Annotated in this window: 16 protein-coding genes; 9 read left to right on the forward strand and 7 right to left on the reverse strand. The window is 70.3% G+C overall.

Annotation, left to right across the window (positions count from 1 at the left end; genetic code table 11):
- Window positions 1-138: 138 nt before the first annotated feature.
- On the forward strand, window positions 139-1,227 hold the full coding sequence (gene ychF, locus ACFV2X_RS25555; RefSeq protein WP_385620396.1) for a redox-regulated ATPase YchF: 1,089 nt from the start codon (window positions 139-141) through the stop codon (window positions 1,225-1,227).
- Window positions 1,228-1,356: 129 nt separating this feature from the next.
- Here the strand turns inward: ychF and ACFV2X_RS25560 are convergent, their stop codons facing one another.
- Both ACFV2X_RS25560 and ACFV2X_RS25565 read right to left on the reverse strand, forming a co-directional pair.
- On the reverse strand, window positions 1,357-2,988 hold the full coding sequence (locus tag ACFV2X_RS25560) for an FAD-binding oxidoreductase (RefSeq protein WP_385620398.1): 1,632 nt from the start codon (window positions 2,986-2,988) through the stop codon (window positions 1,357-1,359).
- A gap of 88 nt (window positions 2,989-3,076) precedes the next feature.
- Window positions 3,077-3,988: a LysR family transcriptional regulator gene (locus ACFV2X_RS25565; RefSeq protein WP_385620401.1), complete on the reverse strand. Its 912-nt coding sequence runs from the start codon at window positions 3,986-3,988 to the stop codon at window positions 3,077-3,079.
- Between the two features lie 87 nt (window positions 3,989-4,075).
- On the opposite strand from ACFV2X_RS25565, the gene ACFV2X_RS25570 reads away from it, so the two are divergent.
- Window positions 4,076-4,426, forward strand: a complete 351-nt coding sequence (locus tag ACFV2X_RS25570) for a DoxX family protein (RefSeq protein ID WP_385620403.1) — start codon at window positions 4,076-4,078, stop codon at window positions 4,424-4,426.
- 57 nt (window positions 4,427-4,483) lie between these two features.
- Here ACFV2X_RS25570 and ACFV2X_RS25575 read toward each other — a convergent pair whose 3' ends face one another.
- A complete protein-coding gene (locus ACFV2X_RS25575; RefSeq protein ID WP_385620406.1) occupies window positions 4,484-5,911 on the reverse strand; it encodes a M1 family metallopeptidase in 1,428 nt (475 codons plus the stop codon).
- Between the two features lie 262 nt (window positions 5,912-6,173).
- Here ACFV2X_RS25575 and ACFV2X_RS25580 point away from each other — a divergent pair, with 262 nt between their 5' ends.
- The 6 genes from ACFV2X_RS25580 to ACFV2X_RS25605 all read left to right on the forward strand — a co-directional run bounded on the left by ACFV2X_RS25580 (window position 6,174) and on the right by ACFV2X_RS25605 (window position 13,805).
- Entirely contained in the window at window positions 6,174-6,926 is a 753-nt protein-coding gene (locus tag ACFV2X_RS25580) for a GntR family transcriptional regulator (RefSeq protein WP_385620409.1), read from the forward strand.
- Window positions 6,927-7,443: 517 nt separating this feature from the next.
- On the forward strand, window positions 7,444-9,114 hold the full coding sequence (locus tag ACFV2X_RS25585) for an APC family permease (RefSeq protein WP_385620412.1): 1,671 nt from the start codon (window positions 7,444-7,446) through the stop codon (window positions 9,112-9,114).
- A gap of 219 nt (window positions 9,115-9,333) precedes the next feature.
- Entirely contained in the window at window positions 9,334-9,519 is a 186-nt protein-coding gene (locus ACFV2X_RS25590) for an SPOR domain-containing protein (protein ID WP_014176736.1), read from the forward strand.
- A 335-nt stretch (window positions 9,520-9,854) separates the two neighbouring features.
- Window positions 9,855-10,250: a (deoxy)nucleoside triphosphate pyrophosphohydrolase gene (locus ACFV2X_RS25595; RefSeq protein WP_385620415.1), complete on the forward strand. Its 396-nt coding sequence runs from the start codon at window positions 9,855-9,857 to the stop codon at window positions 10,248-10,250.
- Window positions 10,251-10,393: 143 nt separating this feature from the next.
- Window positions 10,394-10,837 carry an ATP-binding protein gene (locus tag ACFV2X_RS25600; protein ID WP_385620642.1) on the forward strand — a complete coding sequence of 148 codons (444 nt, stop codon included), beginning with the start codon at window positions 10,394-10,396 and terminating at the stop codon, window positions 10,835-10,837.
- Window positions 10,838-11,060: 223 nt separating this feature from the next.
- On the forward strand, window positions 11,061-13,805 hold the full coding sequence (locus ACFV2X_RS25605; protein WP_385620644.1) for a SpoIIE family protein phosphatase: 2,745 nt from the start codon (window positions 11,061-11,063) through the stop codon (window positions 13,803-13,805).
- Between the two features lie 55 nt (window positions 13,806-13,860).
- On the opposite strand, the gene ACFV2X_RS25610 is transcribed toward ACFV2X_RS25605, so the two are convergent.
- The 4 genes from ACFV2X_RS25610 to ACFV2X_RS25625 form a co-directional block, all read right to left on the reverse strand.
- The gene (locus tag ACFV2X_RS25610; protein WP_385620418.1) at window positions 13,861-14,631 is read right to left on the reverse strand and encodes a succinate dehydrogenase/fumarate reductase iron-sulfur subunit; all 771 of its coding nucleotides are present in this window, start codon (window positions 14,629-14,631) and stop codon (window positions 13,861-13,863) included.
- Window positions 14,628-16,592, reverse strand: coding sequence for a fumarate reductase/succinate dehydrogenase flavoprotein subunit (locus ACFV2X_RS25615; RefSeq protein ID WP_385620420.1), 1,965 nt, complete (start codon window positions 16,590-16,592; stop codon window positions 14,628-14,630). The genes ACFV2X_RS25610 and ACFV2X_RS25615 overlap by 4 nt, the downstream gene beginning before the upstream one ends.
- 17 nt (window positions 16,593-16,609) lie before the next feature.
- Window positions 16,610-17,455 carry a hypothetical protein gene (locus tag ACFV2X_RS25620; protein ID WP_385620423.1) on the reverse strand — a complete coding sequence of 282 codons (846 nt, stop codon included), beginning with the start codon at window positions 17,453-17,455 and terminating at the stop codon, window positions 16,610-16,612.
- A 227-nt stretch (window positions 17,456-17,682) separates the two neighbouring features.
- Window positions 17,683-17,967: a hypothetical protein gene (locus ACFV2X_RS25625; protein ID WP_385620426.1), complete on the reverse strand. Its 285-nt coding sequence runs from the start codon at window positions 17,965-17,967 to the stop codon at window positions 17,683-17,685.
- Between the two features lie 324 nt (window positions 17,968-18,291).
- On the opposite strand from ACFV2X_RS25625, the gene ACFV2X_RS25630 reads away from it, so the two are divergent.
- A complete protein-coding gene (locus ACFV2X_RS25630; protein WP_385620429.1) occupies window positions 18,292-20,325 on the forward strand; it encodes an ABC transporter family substrate-binding protein in 2,034 nt (677 codons plus the stop codon).
- Window positions 20,326-20,397 lie beyond the last annotated feature (72 nt).

Below are 20,397 nucleotides of genomic sequence, written 5' to 3' on the forward strand. Positions count from 1 at the left end.
CCTTGGCAGTGTGTTCGACCGATTGTCAGTCCGGCCGGGTGACACGGAGCGGCCCCGTAGACTGGTGCATCGGCCCCGCAGCGGGCCTCGTCCCTGTCGTCACATTCTCGCTATGGGAAGTTACGGGAAGTCGCCAACGTGTCGCTCACGATCGGAATCGTCGGTCTGCCGAATGTCGGCAAGTCGACCCTGTTCAACGCCCTGACCAAGAACGACGTACTGGCGGCCAACTACCCGTTCGCCACCATCGAGCCCAACGTCGGCGTGGTCGGCGTCCCCGACCCCCGCCTCAACACCCTCGCCGGGATCTTCGGCTCGGCCCGTAAGCTCCCCGCCACGGTCGACTTCGTCGATATCGCCGGCATCGTCAAGGGCGCTTCCGAGGGCGAGGGCCTGGGCAACAAGTTCCTGGCGAACATCCGTGAGTCCGATGCGATCTGCCAGGTCATCCGTGCCTTCAAGGACGAGAACGTCGTCCATGTCGACGGCAAGGTCTCGCCCAAGGACGACATCGAGACGATCAACACCGAGCTGATCCTCGCCGACCTCCAGACCATCGAGAAGGTGCTGCCGCGCCTGGTCAAGGAGTCGCGGATCCAGAAGGACAAGCAGGTCCAGGTCAAGGCCGTCGAGGAGGCCAAGGCCATCCTCGACGAGGGCCGCACCCTTTTCTCCGCCGGCATCGTCCAGGGCACCGAGCGCGCCGCCGTCCTCCATGATCTGCACCTGCTCACCACCAAGCCCTTCCTCTACGTCTTCAACGTCGACGAGGACGAGCTCACCGACGACGCCTTCAAGGACGAGCAGCGCGCCCTCGTCGCCCCCGCCGAGGCGATCTTCCTCAACGCCAAGCTGGAAGCCGACCTGACCGAACTCGACGATGAGGAAGCCCTCGAACTCCTCCAGTCCGTCGGCCAGGACGAACCCGGCCTCGCCACCCTCGCCCGCGTCGGCTTCGACACCCTCGGCCTGCAGACCTATCTCACGGCCGGCCCCAAGGAGTCCCGCGCCTGGACCATCAAGAAGGGCGCGACCGCCCCGGAGGCGGCCGGTGTGATCCACACCGACTTCCAGAAGGGCTTCATCAAGGCCGAGGTCATCTCCTTCGAAGACCTGGTCGCCACGGGCTCGGTCGCCGAGGCCCGCGCGGCGGGGAAGGCGCGGATGGAGGGCAAGGACTATGTGATGCGGGACGGGGATGTGGTGGAGTTCCGCTTCAACGTGTGAGCAGGTGGCATAACACCGGGCCGCTGACCTGGAAAATCTGCGGATCGGAGGGGTCCGGGCTCTCAGGAGGCCGGACCCTTCGTCGATCCCGTGCCGGCTGTTCGCGGCGGCGGCGCCGCGCCGATCGGGTCAGGCCGGCTCGATGGACAGGCGGTGGTGGAAGGCGTTCGTGGGATCGTACTGCGCCTTCACCCGCTGCAGACGCCGGTAGTTGTCCTTGTAGTAGAGGTAATGCCACGGCGTGTCCGAGGTGTTCCAGGCCGGGTCCCGCAGGTCGGCGTCGGGGTAGTTGATGTACGCCCCGTCGTTGATCTCATTCGGGACGGGGACACCGCCCGTGTCGGCGTACACAGCCCGGTAGAAGTTCCTGACGCCCGCCTCGTAAGCGTCGGCGTCCGAGGGGCTGGGCCAGACATTTACGTACCCGATCTTGATGCGGGTTCCCCGGTGGGCGTACGCGGTGGCATCCGGGGCGACGTCTCGCACCTTGCCGCCGTACGTCGACAGGGTCATCACGCCCGATATGCGGCCCGGGTCGGTCTCGGTCAGGTGCGAGAAGGCCGCCTCGATCTGGGGGCGGCTGAGTGTCTTCTTCGCGTAGGCCGACTTCATCTTCGTATAGCGGCGGGCCACGCCGCCCCCGGGGCCGATCAGCGCGGCCTCGAGCCAGGGCACTTCCTTTCTCAGCTGGGTGATCGAGTAGGCCGCGGTGCCCGCGCTGATCGCGTCGAGGTGCCGGCGCATCAGCCGCTCGGCGTTCGACTCCGCGGAGACCTGGCCCAGGATGTACGGGCCGCTCAGTTGGGCCGGCACCAAGAGGAGGTCGGAGTGGAGCGCGGCGGCGGGCGAGCCTGCGTCGCTGTTGGCCTCGGCCCAGGCGCCGTGGTTCTCCATCAGCCGGGTGAACGCCGCTTTGTCGAGGTCTTCCCAGCGCCACGCCGCGCTGAACGTCAGCACATGCCGCGGCGGGTTCGGCAGCAGCCGTGCCGGGTCCGAGCCGTCGGCGTCGGGGGAGCGGAACCAGTAGCGGGTCACCACCCCGAAGTTGCCGCCGCCGCCTCCGGTGTGCGCCCACCACAGGTCCCGGTGCGGGTCGCCGTCCTCGCGGGTGGCCACGACCGTGCGCACCCGCCCGCCGCCGTCCACGGTGACGACCTCGACCCCGTACAGATGGTCGACGGTGAGCCCGTGCAGTCTGCTCAGCGTGCCGAAGCCGCCGCCCTGCACATGGCCGCCCGCGCCCACCGAGGGGCACCAGCCGCCGGGGATGGTCACGCCCCAGCCCAGGTACAGCCTGCGGTACACCTCCCCGAGTGTGGCGCCCGCCTCGACCGCGAAGGCGGCGCGCTCCGGGTCGAAGTAGACAGCCGTCATTCCGGACATGTCGATGATCATCCGGATCTCGGGATTGTCGACGAAGTCCTCGAAGCAGTGTCCGCCGCTGCGCACCGCGACGCGCAGACCACCGCGTACCGCGTCCCGCACCGCCTCCTCCACGTGCTCGGTGCTGCCCACGATGCGCACCTGATCGGGCGATCCGGTGTAGCGCGCGTTGGCGCCGCGACGCACCAGCTCGTAGTAGCGCCGATCCTCGCTGCCGACCCGCACGGGGCCGAGCGGCGGCGGGCAGGTGTCCTCCTGTCCCAGCTGGTGCGCCGCGCCCGCTGCCCGCGCCCCTGCGGTCCCGGCGGCCGAGATCCCGACCCCGGTACCGACCGCCGCCGCCGAGCGCAGCACGGAACGTCTGGTCTGCTCCCGCATCGCCTCTCTCCCCCTTCGTCGCCCGTTTTCCGCGACTCCTATGGATTTGGATGGGGGGCCAAAGGTGCCGGAGCGCCTTTAAGCGGATCTAAAGCGCAACCGTGCAGCCGTCGGCCCCCAGATCCAGGCAGCAGTGGACGAAGTCCTGGACGACCGGGTTGTCGTCGTCGGCCGGGGTCCAGGCGACGGCGACCCGGCTCGGGTCGACTCCGGTGACGGGGCGGTAGACGACGCCGGGGCGGGCGTAGAAGCGGGCGGCGGATTCGGGGGCGAGGGCGATGCCGTAGCCGTTGGCGATGGCGTTGAGCCAGTCGTCGGGCTGGTCGGTGACGGCGCCGATGCGGACCGGGTGGCCTTCGCGTTCGTCGGCGGCGAGCCAGTAGTCGCGCCAGGGGCCCGATTCGGCGGGGGCCGCGACGAAGGGTTCGTCCCAGAGGTCCCGGAAGGGGATCACGTCGCGGGCGGCCAGCGGGTGCGCCGCGGCGAGGGCGACGCAGCGGGGTTCGGTGAACAGAGGCGTCACACGCAGGGCGTCCTGGCCGGGGAAGGGGAGGCGCACCAGGGCGACGTCGGCCTCTCCGTCGGCCAGGCCCGCCGAGGGGTTGGCCCAGGACGCCTGCCGCATCTGGGCGCGCCAGCCCGGTCGGCGGCGGGAGAACTCGGCGACGATGGGCTGCGTCGCCTCGTTGGCCCCGCTGGCCACGAAGCCGACGCGCAGCACGCGAGCGGCCCGGCTCGCCGCGGCCTTCGTCTCGCGCAGGGTCCGGTCCCAGTCGGCCAGCAGGGCGGGTGCCCGCTCGGCCAGGGCGCGGCCCGGTTCGGTGAGGGCCATACCGGAGCGGGAGCGGGTGAACAGCGCCGTGCCGAGCTGGGTCTCCAGCTGCTTGATCTGCTTGGTCAGCGCGGGCTGGGAGACGAACAGCCGCTGGGCCGCATGGGTGAGGTTCCCTTCCTCCGCCACGGCTACGAAGTAGCGCAGCAACCGCGTGTCGATGTCCATGCCGCCAGGTTATGGAGGCATGTATTGGACGGCGCTCCGAGCCCTGACGAGGCTGGTTGGCGGGGGGACGGACAGAAAGGGGCGCGAGTGTTCAGCGTGTATACGGCCGTCACCGTCGTTGCGATCGTGGCGAACGCCGGGAGCGCGGTGGCGGATCTGGCGAAGGCGGAGTTCGTGCTCGCGAACTCGGCGGAAGTGGGCGTTCCACGGGGCTGGATCCCCTGGCTCGCCGCGCTCAAGGCCGCCGGGGCCGCCGGGCTGCTGCTGGGGCTTGCGGGCGTCCGGTTCATCGGGGTCGCCGCAGCGGTGGGGCTCGTGCTGTTCTTCGTCGGTGCCGTCGGGGCGCATATGCGCAAGCGCGTCTTCCACAACATCGCGTTTCCCGTGGGGTATCTGGGGCTGGCCATCGCGGCTCTCGCCCTTGCTCTGGTGCGGTAGCCGCGCTCTTGTGCGGTAGCAGGCTGTACGGTCGGCGGGGAGAACGCGGCGATCGCGTTACGGCCGCTTCGGCTTGGCGTCCGCGTACAGCCAGACGTCGAAGAGGTCCTTGAGATCCTTGCCCGACTTCTTCTCGCACAGCGCGATGAACTGCGCGGTGTCGACGTTGCCGTGGCGGTGGTCCCGGGTCCAGGCGCGCAGGATGGCGAAGAACGTCTTGTCGCCGACGGCCTCGCGTACCTTGTGCAGCACCATCGCCCCGCGGCCGTAGACGGGCGGGTCCGAGACCCGGCCGGCGCTGGGCGGGGCGGCGGGCGGGAAGTCCCAGATGCCCTCGCTCTCGTCGTCCGTGCCGTCGTAGAAGTCGTCGAAGATCTCCTGGGCGGTGCGGCCGGCCCCGTCATGGCCTTCCTCCCACAGCCACTCGGCGTAGGTGGCGAACCCCTCGTTGAGCCACATGTCCTTCCAGGTCCGGGGCGTCACGGAGTTGCCGAACCACTGGTGGGCGAGTTCGTGCACGATCAGCGGCTCGCTGGGCGGGGACGGGTAGAGCGGTTTGGTCTGGGTCTCCAGGGCGTAGCCGAGGTCGGGCAGGTCGGCGACGATCGCGCCGGTGGAGGAGAAGGGGTACGGGCCGAAGGTCCGGGTCTCCCAGTCGATGACGTCGGTGACCTGGTCGGGGACGTCGGCGGTCCGGTCGGCCAGTTCGGGTTCTACGGCGACGTACTGGGGGAGCGTGCCGTCGGTGGTCGTGGTGTGGATGTCGAAGTCGTCGATGGCGACGGTGGCCAGATAGCTCGCCATGGGCTCGCCGGTGTGCCAGCGGAAGGTGGTGTGGTCGCCGTGTTCGCTGCGCTGCGTCAACTCGCCGTTGGATACGGCGGTGTAGCCCTGGGGGACGGTGATGGTGATGTCGTACGCGGCCTTGTCGGAGGGGTGGTGGTTCCCCGGGAACCAGGCCATGGAGCCGGTGGGTTCGCCGACCGCCACGGCCCCGTCCGCCGACTTGATCCAGCCCTCCTCCGAGCCGTCCGGGTCCGTGATGGTCTTCGGCTTGCCGTCGTAGACGACCGTGGTCTTGAACGTACGGCCCTTGGGGAGGGCGGCGGCGGGGGTGAGCGTCAGCTCCGTGCCGCTGCGCGCGGTCTTCGCGGGTCGGCCGTCGACCGTGGCCTCGCGCACCCGCAGTCCGGCGAGGTCCAGGTGGAAGGAGGTCAGGGCGCGGGTGGTGCGGGCGGTGAGTTCGGCGGTGCCCTTGAGGCGGTGGGAGTCGGGGGCGTAGTCGAGGGTGAGGCGGTAACGGGACACGTCGTAGCCGCCGTTGCCGAGCTTGGGGAAGAGCGGATCGCCGACCCCGGCGGTGCCGGGCCGTGCCCCGGGGACGTCCTCGGCGGCGTCCTTGGCCCCTGCGCCGCCGGTGCACCCGGCGCACAGCAGCAGGGCGAGGACGGCGGGCAGTGGCCGCGGGGTGGGGCGAGTGCGCACGGCGGGCTCCTGTGGGGGACCGGCGGATGAACGGCGGTGTACGGCGATGCTCGCCAGTGTGGCGGCGATGTACGGCGATGCAACGCTGCCTTACGGCGATGGTCAGGCGTTGATCGCCATTGATACCGGCCTTATGCGTCGTTGTCGAAGTAAACGTCTCTGAGCTGCAGTTCACCACTTCCGGTGAAGCTCTGGCCCTCAGTTGCGGATGACAACCCTCGGTTGCGAAGCTGTTGCCGATTGTCAACCGCTGGGAGCGCTCGTGGCCTTTGGTGATCAGCCCGCATATCTCCGAGTCGCCGACGACCTCCGGAAGAAGATCACCACCGGCGAGCTGCCACCGCACACCCGCCTCCCCTCCCAGGCCCGGATCCGTGAGGAGTACGGGGTCTCCGACACGGTCGCCCTCGAGGCGCGCAAGGTGCTGATGGCCGAGGGGCTGGTCGAGGGCCGTTCCGGCTCCGGCACCTACGTCCGTGCGCGGCCCGTCCCGCGCCGGCTGGTCCGTACCGGCTTCCGCCCCGGCGACCGGTCCAATCCGTTCCGCCAGGAGCAGTCCGACGACCGGATCATCGGCACCTGGGAGTCCAGCAGCGAGCAGGAGGAGGCCGGGCGCGAGACCGCCCTGCGGCTGTGTATCGCGCCCGGGGAGCGGGTCATGCGCACCCGGTATGTGTTCCGGGCCGCCGGGGACGCGGTGATGATCTCCACCTCCTGGGAGCCGCTTGCCCTCACCGGCCGCTCACCCGTGATGCTGCCCGAGGAGGGGCCGCTGGCCGGGCGCGGTGTGGTCGAGCGGATGGCCGCGATCGACGTCGTGGTGGACAACGTGACGGAGGAGGTCTCCGCGCGGCCCGGCCGGGCGGAGGAGGTGCTGACGCTGGGCGGGGTGCCGGGCCACTCCGTACTCGTCATCTCGCGTACGTACTTCGCGGGCGGCCGCCCCGTGGAGACCGCCGATGTGGTGGTGCTGGCCGAGCGGTACCGCGTCGCGTACCACCTTCCGGTGCGCTGACGGGCCGGGCCCATCCGCCTGCGGGACACGTCGTTCGCCGACGCGGGCGCCGCCGCAGGGCATTCCTCAACTTCACTATTCACAAAAGGATTTGAGCTGAATTTGAGCTCACTGGAATTTGAGGTAGATTTGAGCTTCATGCCTGCTACATGAAAAGCGGCACATCGTGCTCAACTCGCGTCACTCAGCCATCCGGGTTCATTCGCGGCAGCTGGGCACGAACTTTACGGAAGAGTTGCCGCATCCCCGGTGGGTTACCGGCGATTACGGGCGGGATTAATAAGTCCCGTGCCCGGCCGGTAAAGATTCCGCGAAGGGCCCGCCAAACCGCCCTTGACTTATGCTTCTCATGGATTTTACCAGTGGTTGACCTGCGCTGATGCACTCCAGCGCACATCCGTGAGAGCCGGACCTCAAACTCAGCTCAAACCCGCGAGGCACCCCTTCAATTCGTATGTACGATGACGGCCGTTTGCATCAGGTACAGCTATGGGGGACGAAGGGAGTGTCAGGGACGTTGAGCAATGAACAAGGTTCCCACTCGCATTACAAAAGGTCGCTCGGAACGGTGTCGCTCACCGCGGTCGGCCTCGGTTCCATCATTGGCTCCGGCTGGCTCTTCGGTGCCGAGCGAGCCGCGTCACTGGCCGGCCCCGCCGCCATTCTCGCCTGGGTGATCGGCGCCGCGGTCGCCCTGACCATCGCCCTGACCTATTCCGAGCTCGGCTCGATGTTCCCCAAGGCCGGCGGCATGGTCCGGTTCGGGCAGTACTCGCATGGCTCGCTCGCCGGCTATCTGGCCGCCTGGGCCAACTGGATCGCCATCGTCTCGGTGATCCCGGGTGAGGCCACCGCCTCCATCCAGTACATGAGCTCCTGGGACTTCCACTGGGCGAAGCAGTTGTACGACGGGAAGGAGCTGACCGGCAGCGGTGTCGTCCTCGCCTCCGTCCTGCTGGTCTTCTACTTCTTCCTCAACTGGTTCGCGATCACCCTGTTCGCGAAGACCAACACCGCGATCACCGTCTTCAAGCTGGTCGTCCCGGCGCTGACCGCGGGCGCCCTGCTGCTGGCCCACTTCGACAGCGGCAACATCAGCGGCAACGGCGGCTTCACCCCCAACGGCTGGAGCTCGGTGTTCACCGCCGTCGCGGTCTCCGGCATCGTCTGGGCGTACAACGGCTTCCAGTCCCCGCTCAACATGGCGGGCGAGGCGCGCAACCCCGGCAAGTCCCTGCCCAAGGCCGTCATCAGCTCCATCATCATCTCGCTGGTGATCTACGTGGCCCTGCAGGTCGCCTTCCTGGGCGCGGTCCCGGCCGCCGATCTGTCGCACGGCGGCTGGTCGAGCCTGTCCTTCAACTCCCCGCTCGCCGACCTGGCCACCGCCTGGGGCCTGAACTGGCTGGCGCTGCTGCTGTACGCGGACGCCTTCATCTCCCCGTCCGGCACCGGCATGATCTACGCGGCCACCACCTCCCGCATGATCCACGGTGTCCAGGAGAACGGCCATCTGCCCAAGATCTTCGGCAAGGTCGACCCCAAGACCGGTATCCCGCGCCCGGCGCTGCTGCTCAACCTGGTGATCGCCTTCGCGTTCCTCGCGGTCTTCCGCGGCTGGGGCTCGCTCGCCGAGATCGTCTCCGTCGCGACCGTCATCTCGTACATCACCGGCCCGGTCGCCGTGATGTCGCTGCGCCGCCTCTCCCCGGGCCTGCCGCGCCCGGTGAAGCTGCGTGCGATGCCGATCGTCGCGCCGATCGCGATGGTCTTCGGCTCGCTCGTCCTGTACTGGGCCCGCTGGCCGCTGACCGGCAAGGTCATCCTGATCATGGCCATAGGTCTGCCGATCTGGGCCTGGTACGAGCTGCGCAAGCCGTGGGCCGAGCTGAAGCCGCACCTCATGGGGGGCGCCTGGATGGTGTCGTACCTGCTGGTCATGGCGACGGTCTCGTTCCTCGGCAGTAAGAAGTACGGCGGCCGCGGCGATCTGGCCGACGGCTGGGACTTCCTGATCGTGGCCGTGATCGGTCTGCTCTTCTACGCCTGGGGCGTGGGCAGCGCATGGCGCAACCCCTCCCTGGTGCAGGCCGAGCGGGAGCTGGCCGCCGACGCCGAGGCCGAGGCCGCGGAGGCCGCGGGCGAGGCGGACGACGACCGGCGCGAGAAGGCGACCGCGGGCGTCTGACACGGTGTGGGCCGGACGAGGGTGCCGCCTTGGCGGGACGACACCTCGACCGGCCACGCCGCCGATGACCGGCGGCTGGCCGGATGAGTACCTCGTTGTAAGAAGGCGTATCCGGTGCGTGAAGGTTGGGCGTAGGCTCGGGCATATGCGGATCGGGAATTCCTTACCGGAGTCACAGAGGCGTGCGCGGGGGCGCGCCAGATTGGAGGGGGCGGACCGATGAGTGACAGCAATGCCGTCCTGCCATGGCTCGTCATCCGCCAGGACGACAACGGCAATCGCTATCGCGTCGGCCGTTACGCCACCAAGACCGAGGCCCAGGAAGTGGCCGACCGGCTCGACTCGCAGAGCAAGGAGCAGCTCTACGTCGTCGAGCGGACCGCGGCCTCCCGACAGGCCCGCTGAGCGGCCCCCGGCCCTCGCTCCCGCCGCCGCCTTTCACCGTCATCGCCCGCGCCGCATCCCGGGGGACTCCCGTAAGACCGTCCGGGAGTAGGGAGCGCGGGTGAAGGAGGGGGTACCGCCCAGGCCCGCAGGGCCTAGGGGGAGGGCCGAGGGGCAAGCATGGGCGTGCCCCGTGAGGAGAGCTCCGCGGCTCCCCCAGCTACCGCTGGGAGGTACCCCCTGCGTGCGACGAGCGGGGTGCGGCTGGGGGCACCTCCCGTGCGGAGCTACGGGGGAGCCGCCCATCGGCCCGCGACGCCGCGGGCCCTACTGCCGGACGGTCTAAGGTGCGGCGCATGACGGTGCGCATGGTGGTGGGCGGAGCGGTGTTCGACCAGGGGCGGCTGCTGGCCGCGCGGCGCAGCGCCCCGCCCGAGCTCGCGGGCCGCTGGGAGTTGCCCGGCGGCAAGGCGGAGCCGGGTGAGACGCCGCAGCAGACCCTCGTGCGCGAGTTGCGCGAGGAGCTGGGCGTCGAGGTGCGGCCGCTGGAGCGGCTGCCCGGCGAGTGGACCCTCAAGCCGGGGTACGTCCTGCAGGTGTGGACCGCGGAGCTCTGCTCCGGTGAGCCGCGACCGCTGGAGGACCACGACGAGCTGCGCTGGCTGCCGCCCGACCGCGTGGACGAGGTCGACTGGCTGGACGAGGACCGTCCGGCGGTGGCCGAGGCGGTACGGCGGCTGCTGAACGCGTAGTGCCTGCCCTGGCGGCCCGCCTCCGGTCCCGCGCTGATGTACCCGGCAAGACGGCCGACGGTACCCCGCCCGGATATCGGGTATGTACTGATTAACCTCCCTGAATCCATACATTCCGGCGGGGCTTGGACGTGTCGGGGGAAGTGATCGGCGTGACGGACGGCACAGGAGCGGCTGGTTCCGGGCCCGGCCGGCCCGGCTCCGCCGAGTGGGTCCTCCCCGCCGAGCCCGGTGCCGTCCGGGTGGTCCGTTCCCAGGTGCGCGAGGCGCTGGAGCGCTGGGGTCTCGCACCGCTGGGCGATATGACGGTGTTGCTGGTGAGCGAGTTGGTCACCAATGCGCTGCGGCATGCCAGCGGCCCGATCGGCGTCCGCATGTACGCCCGTCGCGAACGCGCCGCGGGGGACCCGGTCCTGCTGGTCGAGGTCTCCGACCCGCTCACCGATCCGCCGCGCGAGCGCGTGGCCACCTCGGAGGACGAGGGCGGCCGCGGCCTGCAGTTGGTGGCCCGCTCCGCGCTGCGCTGGGGCGCCCGGGCCGGCGCCACCGGGAAAACGGTGTGGTTCGAGCTGGCTCTGCCCGGTTAAGAGTGTGAGTGGGCGCTGATCTTGAGCGCTTGTCAAAAAGCCAGGACGGAACCTGAACGCGGGCTGAGATAGTGCTGTGATCGTGAAGACCGTACTCCGGATGGCCGAGGTGCTGGATACTCGCTATCTGAGAGCCGGTCGGAGCACCTGAGCCGGAGGGGACGGGCGCATGAGCGAGAAGCCAGCGGGGGCGGATATGCCCGAGGAGGCGGTTGGTTCGCAGATGTCGCCAAAGTCCCGTACGTCCTCATCATCACGTTCGCCCATCGCGCCCGCCTTGCCTTCCTCATCGCCATCTTCGTCTTCTGTGTCCAGCTCGTCATCTTTGCCCGTGCCGTACCGATCGTCGGAATCCTCACTGTCCTCCGCCCCGCCGGTCTGGCAGAGCAGCCCGCCCGGCTCGATTTACGACTACATCCGGGTCGCCTCCTTCTCGCTGGGGCCCGACGGCCGGATCGCCCAGTGGAGCCGGCGCGCCACCGAGCTCCTTGGTCTGAGCCATGGAGAGGCCATCGGTAAGGACCCGGTGGAGGCGTTCGTGCCGCCCGAGCTGCGTGAGGCCAGTCGCCGGACGGTCGCCGACATCCTCGACGGCAGGGAGTGGACCGGGCTCGTCCCGTATCACAACCCGCAGGCGCCACAGGCGCATGGCATCGCCGAGGTCTATGTGATGCCGGCCGAGACCGAGCACGGTGAGCGGTCCGCGCTGTGTATCGCCGTGGATGTGACGGCTCTACGGGGGTTGGAGACCGACCTCGCCGCGTCGCAGGCCGTTTTCGGTCAATCTCCGCTCGGTTTCTTTCTCTTCGGCACCGATCTGCGCATGCTTCGCGTCAATGAGCGGTTTGCCACGGTTTTCGGCCGCCCCGCCGAGACGTATCGCGGCGCCTCCGCGTACGACCTGCTGCCGCGCGGCGAGGCCGACCGGCTCGCCGCCGCCCTGCGCCAAGTCCTCGACAGCGGGCAGTCGCTGACCGATATGCCCATTGTGGGCACCGTGCCCGGCAACCCCGAGCGGCGCCGCTGGTCCATCTCGCTGTACCGGCTGCACAGCGGTTCGGGCCGGCCCATCGGCGTCGCCGGTCTTGCCACCGATGTCACCGGCCGCCGCCGCGCCGAACAGGAAGCCGCGGGCGTACGCCGCAACCTGGCGCTGCTCAACGAGGCGGGGGCCCGAATAGGCACCTCCCTCGATCTGGAGACCACCGCGCGCGAGCTGCTGGACGTGGCCGTACCGCAGTTCTGCGACCTGGCCTCCGTGGACCTCTACCAGGGCCTGCTCGTCGGCGACGAGACCCCGCCCGGACTGGCCGACGGCAGCGCCGAGCTGCGCCGGGTGGCCTTCGCCAGCGCCGTCTCGGCCGGGCCGGTCGGCTTCGGCGACAGCTATCTGTCCAGCGGCGGAGCCGGTGGTGACGGAGCCGGCGGCGCCACCAAGCCCGTCCAGGTCGGCGAGGTGCACCGCTACCCCTTCAACTCGCCCAGCGCCGTGGCCCTGCGCACCGCCCGCGCCCGCGTCGTCCCCGGCCGGGACGGCGGCGAGAGCCTGGAGATGGGCACCATGCTCCAGTCCACCCTGGTGGTGCCGATGGTCGCGCGCGACACGGTCGTCGGCCTCGCCCAGTTCTCCCGCACCAAGGGCAGCGAGCCCTTCGGCGAGCGGGACACCGCCCTGGCCGTCGAGCTTGCCGCCCGCGCGGCCGTCTCCATCGACAACGCCCGCCTCTACCGCAGAGAGCACGAGCGCGCGCTGATACTCCAGCGCAGCCTGCTACCGCCCGGCGACCCGGAGGCCGCCGGGCTCGATATCGCCTGCCGCTATCTGCCGGGCAACGCGGCGACCGAGGTGGGCGGCGACTGGTTCGACGTCATCGAGCTGCCCGGCCACCGCACGGCCCTGGTGGTCGGCGATGTGATGGGCCGCGGTCTGCGCGCCGCCGTCGCCATGGGCGAGTTGCGCACCGCCGTACGGACCCTCGCCCTGCTCGACCTGGAGCCCGCCGAAGTCCTGTCCGCGCTGGACGAGATCGCCGCCGGGCTCGGCGCGCCCGGCGGATCGCACGCCGGAGGCCGGGCGGGCTCACGCGCCCTCGCCCGCGGCAAGGCTGCCGACGGCTCCTCCGACCTGTCTGGCCTGGCTGAGGTTTACCTGGCCACCTGCGTCTACGCCGTCTACGACCCGGTCACCCGCCGCTGTACGTTCGCCAACGCCGGTCACCCGCCCCCCGTCCTCGTCGAACCGGGCGAATCCGCCCTGCTGATGGAGGTCCCGCCCGGGATGCCGCTGGGCGTCGGCGGCGAACCGTTCGAGGAGATCGAGGTCGAACTCCCCGACGGGGCGCTGCTGGCCCTCTACACCGACGGCTTGGTCGAGTCCCGCGACCACACCCTCGACGAGGGGCTGCAGGCCCTGCGCGCGTCCCTCAACACCCCGGACAGCGTGGTGTCCCTGGAGGACGTCTGCGACCACGTGCTGTCCACCCTGGACACCCACCACGGCGAGGACGACATCGCCCTGCTGATGGCCAGGATGCAGGGTCTGTCGGCGGAGTCGGTCGGGGACTGGCAGCTGCCCAGCGAGCCCAAGTCGGTCGGCCGCGCCCGTGAACTGGCCCGGCAGCAGCTGGAGTCCTGGGGCATGGACGAACTGGTGGACACCACCGAGCTGCTGGTGAGCGAGCTGGTCACCAACGCACTGAGGTACGGCGAGGGTGAGATCCGGCTGCGTCTGCTGCTGGACCGCACGCTGGTCTGCGAGGTCTGGGACAGCGGCCTGGTCCAGCCCCGGCGCCGCCGCGCCCGCGACACCGACGAGGGCGGGCGCGGGCTGCAGCTGGTCGGCCTGCTCAGCGCGGGCTGGGGCAGCCGGCGCACGCCGCACGGCAAGACGGTCTGGTTCGAGCTGGCGCTGCCAGGCGGGCAGTCGTCCGGCCCGGACTCGGTGGAGGCGCTGCTGAGCATGTGGTGACGGGCCGGGCCCCTCTTTTTGCGGCTCGGTTCGGGCCCGGCCCATCCGCGAACAATCAGGACTCGCGGCGGCGGATCTTGTTGCCCAGCCAGACCAGCGGGTCGTACTTACGGTCCACCGCCCGCTCCTTGAGCGGGATCAGCGCATTGTCCGTGATCTTGATCCCCTCCGGGCAGACCTCGGTGCAGCACTTGGTGATGTTGCAGTAGCCCAGACCGTGCTCCTCCTGGGCCGTGCGCTTGCGGTCGAGCCCGGTCTCGGCCGCCCCGTCCAGCGGATGCATGTCCAGTTCGGCGACCCGCATCAGGAACCGCGGCCCGGCGAAGACCTGTTTGTTCTCCTCGAAGTCGCGCACCACATGACAGGTGTCCTGGCACAGGAAGCACTCGATGCACTTGCGGAACTCCTGGGACCGCCCCACGTCCTCCTGCCACATCCGGTACTCGCCCGGCCCCACGCCCTCCGGCGGTACGAAGGACGGCACCTCGCGCGCCTTCTCGTAGTTGAACGACACATCGGTCACCAGGTCCCGTACGACCGGGAAGGCGCGCAGCGGCGTGATGGTGAGCGTCTCGTCGCGGCCGAAAACCGACATCCGGGTCATGCACATCAGCCGGGGCCGCCCGTTGATCTCGGCGCTGCAGGAGCCGCACTTGCCCGCCTTGCAGTTCCAGCGGACCGCCAGGTCCGGGGCCTGGGTCGCCTGGATCCGGTGGATGATGTCCAGAACGACCTCCCCCTCGTTGACCTCGACGTGGAAGTCCTTCAGACCGCCGCCTTCCACATCGCCCCGCCACACCTTGAAGTGGGCCTCGTACGCGCTCACTGGGTCAGCTCCTCGTCCGTCAGGTACTTCGCCAGTTCGTCCTTCTCGAACAGGCCGAGCAGATCGGGCCGGATGGGCGGGGTCAGGCGCCGCTCCAGCCGGATCTGCCCCTGCCGCGCGTCCGGGGCCGCGGGCTCGCCCGAGGGGTCGGTGAGCCGGCACACCAGGTTGACCGGCCGCCACTCGCGGTCCATCTCCGGATAGTCGTCGCGGGTGTGCCCGCCGCGGCTCTCGGTCCGCTCCAGCGCGGCGCGCGCCACGCACTCGCTGACCAGCAGCATGTTGCGCAGATCGATGGCCAGGTGCCAGCCCGGGTTGAACTGCCGGTGCCCCTCCACCCCGGCGCGCCGCGCCCGCACCCGCAGGGCGGCCAGGCGGTGCAGCGCCTCCTCCATCTCGCCGGCCTTCCTGATGATGCCGACCAGGTCGTTCATGGTCTGCTGGAGCTCCTGGTGGAGCGTGTACGGATTCTCGGCCGGAACCGTGGACTGAGGTGCCCGGCTCGACGGCTCGCCGCCCTCCGCGCTGAACGGGCGCAGCGCCTCGGCCGCCGCCAGGTCGATCTGCGCGTCGTCCGGGCTCGGCCGAGCCCCCGAGGAGGCCGTCTCGTCCGCGTACCGGGCCGCGTGCAGCCCCGCGCGCCGGCCGAAGACGAGCAGGTCGGAGAGGGAGTTGCCGCCCAGCCGGTTGGAGCCGTGCATACCGCCCGCGACCTCACCGGCGGCGAACAGTCCTGGCACTCCGGTCGCGGCCGTGGTGTCCGGGTCGACGTCCACGCCGCCCATCACGTAGTGGCAGGTCGGGCCGACCTCCATGGGCTCGGCGGTGATGTCGACGTCCGCCAGCTCCTTGAACTGGTGGTGCATGGAGGGCAGCCGCCGCTTGATGACCTCGGCGGGCATCCGGGTGGAGACATCGAGGAAGACCCCGCCGTGCGGGGAGCCGCGGCCCGCCTTGACCTCGGAGTTGATGGCGCGGGCGACCTCGTCGCGGGGGAGCAGTTCGGGCGGGCGGCGGTTGTGGTCCGGGTCCTCGTACCAGCGGTCGCCCTCGTCCTCGGTCTGGGCGTACTTCTCCTTGAACACATCCGGGATGTAGTCGAACATGAAGCGCTTGCCCTCGCTGTTGCGCAGCACCCCGCCGTCGCCGCGCACCGACTCGGTCACCAGGATGCCCTTGACCGAGGGCGGCCAGACCATACCGGTCGGGTGGAACTGCACGAACTCCATGTTCACCAGCGGCGCCCCGGCCAGCAGCGCCAGTGCGTGGCCGTCGCCGGTGTACTCCCAGGAGTTGGACGTCACCTTGAAGGATTTGCCGATGCCGCCGGTGGCCAGCACCACCGCGGGCGCCTCGATGGTGAAGAAGCGGCCGGACTCGCGCTCGTAGCCGAAGACCCCGGCGACCCGCTCGCCCGCCTCGTCCTTGAGGACACGGGTGACCGTGCACTCCTGGAAGACCTTCAGCCGCGCCTCGTAGTCGCCGAACTCGGCCTTGTCCTCCTGCTGCAGGGAGACGATCTTCTGCTGGAGGGTGCGGATCAGCTCCAGGCCGGTGCGGTCGCCGACATGGGCGAGGCGCGGATACTCATGGCCGCCGAAGTTCCGCTGGGAGATCTTTCCGTCGGCGGTGCGGTCGAAGAGCGCACCCCAGGTCTCCAGCTCCCAGACCCGGTCCGGGGCCTCCTGCGCGTGCAGCTCCGCCATCCGCCAGTGGTTGAGGAACTTCCCGCCGCGCATGGTGTCTCTGAAGTGCACCTGCCAGTTGTCACCCTCGTTGACATTGCCCATGCTGGCGGCGATGCCGCCCTCGGCCATCACGGTGTGGGCCTTGCCGAAGAGCGATTTGCAGATGACGGCGCAGCGCTTGCCCTGTTCGCGCGCTTCGATCGCGGCCCGTAGCCCGGCGCCGCCGGCGCCGATCACGACCACGTCCCACGACTGCCGTTCGACTTGGGTCATCTTGTTGGGCACCTCTCCTAGAAAAAGCGCGGGTCGTCGAAGGCGCCGCTGGCCACCAGATAGACGTAGAAGTCGGCCACGGCGACGCTCACCAGCGACGCCCAGGCCAGCTGCATATGGCGGGCGTTGAGCTTGCTGACCCAGCCCCAAAGGCGGTAGCGCACCGGATGCCGGGAGAAGTGTTTCAGCCGGCCGCCGACGATATGCCGGCAGGAGTGGCAGGAGAGGGTGTACGCCCAGATCAGCGCGATGTTGACGAGCAGCACCAGGGTGCCGAGGCCCATATGGCCCCACCGGCCGTGCTCGTCGCGGAAGCCGAGCACCGTGTCGTAGCTGAGGATCCCGGCGACGATCACCGCGAAGTAGAAGAAGTAGCGGTGGATGTTCTGCAGGATCAGCGGGAAGCGGGTCTCGCCGGAGTACTTGGCGCGTGGCTCGGGGACCGCGCAGGCCGGCGGCGAGGCCCAGAAGCCCCGGTAATACGCCTTGCGGTAGTAGTAGCAGGTCAGCCGGAAGCCCAGCGGGAAGATCAGGATCAGCAGGGCGGGGGACAGGCCCCACCACGCGCCGAAGATCTCCCAGTTCGCGCCGCCCTTCATGGGCACGCAGTTCTGCGCGACGCAGGGCGAGTAGAACGGCGAGACATACGGCTCGGCGTAGTAGTCGTCTCCGGAGAAGGCCCGCCAGGTCGAGTAGACGACGAAGGCGAAAAGACCGGCGGCGGTCGCCGCGGGCGAGAGCCACCAGCGGTCGGTGCGCAGATGGCGGGCCGGGACGGCGGCGCGCGAGGGCGCGTGTACGCCGTGCGTGGCGGGGTCTTTTCCGGAGGCCGTACGGGCCTGGGGGTCGGTGCCTGTGGCCAAAAGGGACTCCGTGGTGGAGTGTGCGGGTGGGTGATGGGGCGGCACTCACGCGGCGTGCGGGCGGGACACCTCGGGTAGACGCCCGTATGCGTCAGCTGCCGGGTCGCCTCGTGGCGCGTCGCCCGCTGGGCGGGGCGCCGGGTGCCGGGTCGCCCCGTGGGGCGGGTCGCCTGGTGGGGCGGGTCCGCCTGGCAGGGGCGGGGCGCCGGTCGCGCCGCGTGCGTGCCTCAGGGCGCGTGGCGGTCGCGCGCGCCGAGCCCCTCGTCGTCGACGTCCAACCAGAGCGCGCTGTTGTACGGCGCGTCGGGGACCAGCACCATCTCCGGGCTCGACCGCTCGCCTGGGGCGGTCGCGCGCAGCAGGGCCAGGCTTTCGCGCAGATGGTCCGCGTCGGTACGGACGCGACGTATCTCCAGGCCCTCGGGGCCGACCGACTGTTCCAGCCGGTGGACGGAGCGGACCAGATCGTCGAGACAGCGCTGGACGGCCGTCAAGTCGTCGTTCAAGGACATGACTTGCCCTCACTTCCGCGGTTGCGGTTGGCGACGCTCATGCGACAGCGAGTGTTACGCGTCATGGTCGCGGTTGGGAAGGGATCTGTCGGGATTGGCGCGGCCACCGGAGCGAAGGCACCTTCGCGCGCGGGGGTACGCGCCCACCGGATTGACCCGCTCGGGTGATCCTTTCCCCTCCATGGCCGTCTCGGCGTGCTGTTTCCTGAACCGTCGCTTTGAGTGAGGAGTATATGCGATGAGCGTCACAATATGCCAAATATGCACAATTCCGGCTCGCCCGGCCCGTCCGGCCGAGCAGGCCCACCCCGGAGGTACCGCGCCATGTCCATCGCCAAGCGCCGCCGTGTCGTGCTGCTCGCCGCGGGAGTGCTGCTGCCGCTGCCCTGGGCGAGCGGATGCAGCTCCGGCGGCGACGACAGCTCGCCCGCCGCCGCCCGACGGGACGTGGCCACGGCCGCCCGCGACCGGGTGGCCGACGCGGGGACGCTGCGCTGGGCCCTGGACGCGGCGCCCGGGACGTTCAACGCCTTCCAGACCAACGCCGACAGCGGCACCCAGCGGATCGCCGGCGCCGTCCTGCCGTCCCTGTTCACCCTGGACAGCCGGGGCCGCCCGCAGCGCAACTCCGACTATCTCCAGGCCGCCGACGTGGTGGACCGCGAGCCCAGGCAGGTCGTGCGCTACAAGCTCAACCCGAAGGCCGTGTGGACCGACGGGCGCACGATCGGCGCCGAGGACTTCACCGCCCAGTGGAAGGCGCTGCGCGGTGCGGACGGCGCGTACTGGACGGCCCGCAACGCCGGGTACGACCGCATCGCCAAGGTCGAGCCCGGCGACGGGGAGCACGAGGTCGAGGTCACCTTCGCCAAGCCGTACGCGGACTGGCGCTCGCTGTTCACCCCGCTCTATCCGAAGAGTGTGATGAGCGACCCGACGGCCTTCAACGACGGACGGCGCCGGGGGCTCGCGGTCAGCGCGGGACCGTATCTGATGCGCGGCATCACGGGCGGTACGAAGAGCGTCACGCTGGTGCGCAACCCCCGCTGGTGGGGCGACCGGGCCCGGCTCGACAAGCTGGTCTTCAAGGCCGTACCGGTCAAGGACAGGCCCGCCGCGCTGCTGGCCGGGAAGCTCGATCTGGCCGAGGTCGACCGGGCCATGGCCGAGCGGATCGAGGACGCGGCCGAGGTGCCCAAGAAGAAGGGCAAGTCGGCGGAGAAGGCGGAGAACGGGAAGAGGGGGACGGACGAACAGGCCGCGGCCGAGCCGTCGGCCCAGCACGGGGCCGAGGCCGGGACGGACCTGGCGGCTGGCGGCCGGGACGCGGCCGACGCGATGCGCGCCTGGGCGGAGGAGAACTCCTCCAAGGAGGCGCGGGCCGAGAAGGCGGCCCTGCGCAGGTTTGTCGTGCGCAAGGCCCTGGAGCCCGCGTACACCCAGCTCGCGCTGAACGGCACCAAGGGCCCGCTCGCCGACGAGCGGGTGCGCCGCGCCGTGGCCCGCGCGATCGACCGCAAGGACCTCGCGAAGCTGGTGCTGGGGCCCCTGGGGCTGCCCGCCAAGCCGCTCGGCAACCATCTGCTGATGGCCGGCCAGCAGGGCTACAAGGACCACAGCGGCGCCCTCGGCGGCAAGGACACCCGCGCCGCCCAGGCCCTGCTCGCCGACGCCGGCTGGCGCGCGGCCCCCGCCTCGGCCCGGCAGAAGGCGCTCGGCGCCAAGACGGACGACCAGGGCCGCGACAGCGGGAAGCGCGACGGCGGCCGGGGCGCGGGCCCCGACGCGGGCGACGCGGGCCGCTCCGGGCGCGCCCCAGCGGCCGTGGTGCGCAAGCACGGCCAGCCGCTCGAGCTGCGCTTCGTGGTGCCGACCGGCGCCGGCACCGCCCCGCTGGGCAAGGTCAGCGCGCGCATCGCGCGGATGCTGGAGGCGATCGGCGTCCGCACCAAGATCACCAAGGTCTCGGGCAGCGGCTACTTCAAGGACCACATCGCCTCCGGCAACTACGACCTGGCCCTCTACTCCTGGCCCGCCAGCGCCTACCCCGCCACCGACGCCCGCCCGATCTACGCCAAGCCGCAGCCCGCCGCCGACGGCTCGCTGGTCGTCGAACAGAACTACACCCGGGTGGGCACGGACCAGATCGACCAGCTCTTCGACGAGGCCGTCGCCGAGCTGGACTCCGGCTCCTCCCGGACCCTGGTCAGCCGCGCGGACGCGCGGATCTGGGCGGCGGCCGGGTCCATCCCGCTCTACCAGCGCCCCCAGCTGGTCGCGGCCGCGAAGACGGTGGTCAACGCGGGCGCCTTCGGCTTCGCCACTCCGCGCTACCAGGACATCGGCTTCCGGAAGTAACCCTCAGGGCTGCCTCAACTCCCTTGCCCGGTACGTCGATCGACGTGAAGCATGACGCGTGATCACGACACC

Origin of the sequence: Streptomyces sp. NPDC059679 (assembly GCF_042734105.1) — a bacterium.
Classification (GTDB): Bacteria; Actinomycetota; Actinomycetes; order Streptomycetales; family Streptomycetaceae; genus Streptomyces.